The 2,052-nt window shown below is 31.3% G+C and carries 3 protein-coding genes and 1 pseudogene; all 4 read left to right on the forward strand.

Translation table 11 applies throughout. The features are described from left to right. A pseudogene (locus HG1285_RS03615) lies at positions 1-207 on the forward strand (carbamoyl-phosphate synthase subunit L); the annotation flags it as partial. Positions 208-216: 9 nt separating this feature from the next. Beyond that, positions 217-1,323: a cyclic dehypoxanthinyl futalosine synthase gene (gene mqnC, locus HG1285_RS03610; protein WP_008288832.1), complete on the forward strand. Its 1,107-nt coding sequence runs from the start codon at positions 217-219 to the stop codon at positions 1,321-1,323. A gap of 4 nt (positions 1,324-1,327) precedes the next feature. Then, the gene (locus tag HG1285_RS03605) at positions 1,328-1,585 is read left to right on the forward strand and encodes a hypothetical protein (RefSeq protein ID WP_157560689.1); all 258 of its coding nucleotides are present in this window, start codon (positions 1,328-1,330) and stop codon (positions 1,583-1,585) included. Positions 1,586-1,632: 47 nt separating this feature from the next. Beyond that, the coding region (locus HG1285_RS03600; RefSeq protein ID WP_008288834.1) for an amidohydrolase family protein at positions 1,633-2,052 on the forward strand (420 nt) is incomplete at its 3' end.

The raw sequence follows: 2,052 nt of genomic DNA on the forward strand, positions 1-2,052 counted from the left end.
TTCTCAGATAAAGAACTTGCAAGACTCTTAAAAACTACTGAGGATAAAATAAGAGGAAGAAGAATAAACGTTTCATATAAAGTGGTAGATACCTGTGCAGCTGAATTTAAGGCTTATACTCCTTATTATTACTCATCTTATGAAAGTTTAAGTGGAAAAATTGACGAAAATGGAGAGGTTATTACTTATAGAGATACAGAAAATTAGAGGTAAAAAATGCTTACTTTAAATAAAGAGACAGAATATATTTTTAGCAAAATAAAGAATGATGAAAGAATAACAGAAGAAGAAGCACTGTATCTTCTTGAAAATGAAGAACTTCTGACACTTGGAAAACTTGCAAATTACATTAGAAGCAAAAAACATCCTGACAACATAGCAACTTTTGTTGTAGATAGAAATGTAAATTATACAAATGTTTGCGTTGCAGGGTGTAAGTTCTGCGCATTTCAAAAAAGAAAATCAGATAAAGATGCTTATGTTTTAGACTTTGAGGAGATTTATAAAAAAGTTCAAGAGCTTGTAGACTGGGGCGGTACAACCCTTTTAATGCAGGGAGGATTAAATCCAGATTTAAGACTTGATTTTTATGTTCAGCTTTTTAAAGGAATAAAAGAGAGATTTCCTGATATTCATATTCACAGCTTATCTGCAACGGAAATAAACTACATAGCAAAACTTGAAAAAATGAGCTATAAAGAAGTTTTGTCGGTTTTAAAAGAAGCAGGTCTTGACAGCCTTCCTGGAGGAGGAGCTGAAATACTTTCTGATGAAGTAAGGGTATTAATATCTTCAAATAAAACAACTACCCAGCAGTGGCTTGAAGTTCACAAAACAGCACATGAACTTGGCATGAAATCAACTGCTACAATGATGTTTGGACACGTTGAAAAGCCCAAACATATAATAGAGCATTTATCAAATGTTAGGAAACTACAAGATTATTCACTAAAAAACAACAAAGGATATTTTACAGCATTTATACCATGGACATTCCAAAAAGGCGGAACTCAGCTTGACTTTTTAGAACCGGCTACATCTGTATGGTATTTAAAGGTTTTATCAGTTTCAAGAATATTTTTAGATAATTTTGAAAATATACAGTCTTCCCACGTTACACAAACAATGAAAGTTGGACCAGTTGGACTTCATTTTGGAGCAAACGACCTTGGAAGCACAATGATAGAAGAAAATGTTGTAACGTCAACAGGACTACCAGTTTCTTATCCAAAACCTGAAAAGATGGCAAAAATCATTAAAGAGGCAGGATTTATACCTGCTCAAAGGGATACTTACTATAATATAGTTAGATATTTTGATTAAAATTATGAGTGTTTCTCTTTTTTTTGAAGATAAAAACCTAAAAACATCATCAAAATGCCAAATAGTATTACACTACCGCCTATTATTAAAAGATTTAAAAGTTCATTACTCATTGCTATTTCTCCCAAGAGAGGATAAAATAACTCCTATAAAAAATAATATAATTACAATAACAGCAGAAGCAATGGCTAATGTTATAGAAAACTTATTATTTACTATTGGCTGGACTATAGCAAATATAATTAAGGCAATTGTTCATTAATGCCTTTTAATAAATTCAAAATTATAAACATTTAAAAGGAGGAGAAATTGAAAAAAGCAGACTTAATAATAACAGATATTTCTTACATTCTTACAATGGATGAAAATTTAACAGAGTACAAAAACGCAGATATTGTTATAAAAGATGGGAAAATTATAGATATTGGAGAAAATAAAAAAAATGAATACTTTGGGAAAACAATCACAGGAAAAAATAAGATTGCTATCCCAGGTCTTATAAATACACATACACACGCAGCAATGACACTTTTAAGAGGATACGGTAGCGACAACCCTTTAAAGGTTTGGCTTGAAGAATACATCTGGCCTGCAGAAGGAAAACTTGTAAGTTATGAGTTTGTAAAAGATGGAACAGATATAGCCATTTATGAAATGCTTAGAAACGGCATAACAACATTTGTTGATATGTATTTTTATGAAGATGCTGTTGCCCAGTCAGTTAAAGAA

It is taken from the genome of Hydrogenivirga sp. 128-5-R1-1, assembly GCF_000171895.1.

Coding starts and splice junctions, on each gene's coding strand:
- mqnC (WP_008288832.1), top strand. CDS start 217: ATGCTTACTTTAAATAAAGAGACAGAATATATTTTTAGCAAAATAAAG.
- HG1285_RS03605 (WP_157560689.1), top strand. CDS start 1,328: ATGAGTGTTTCTCTTTTTTTTGAAGATAAAAACCTAAAAACATCATCA.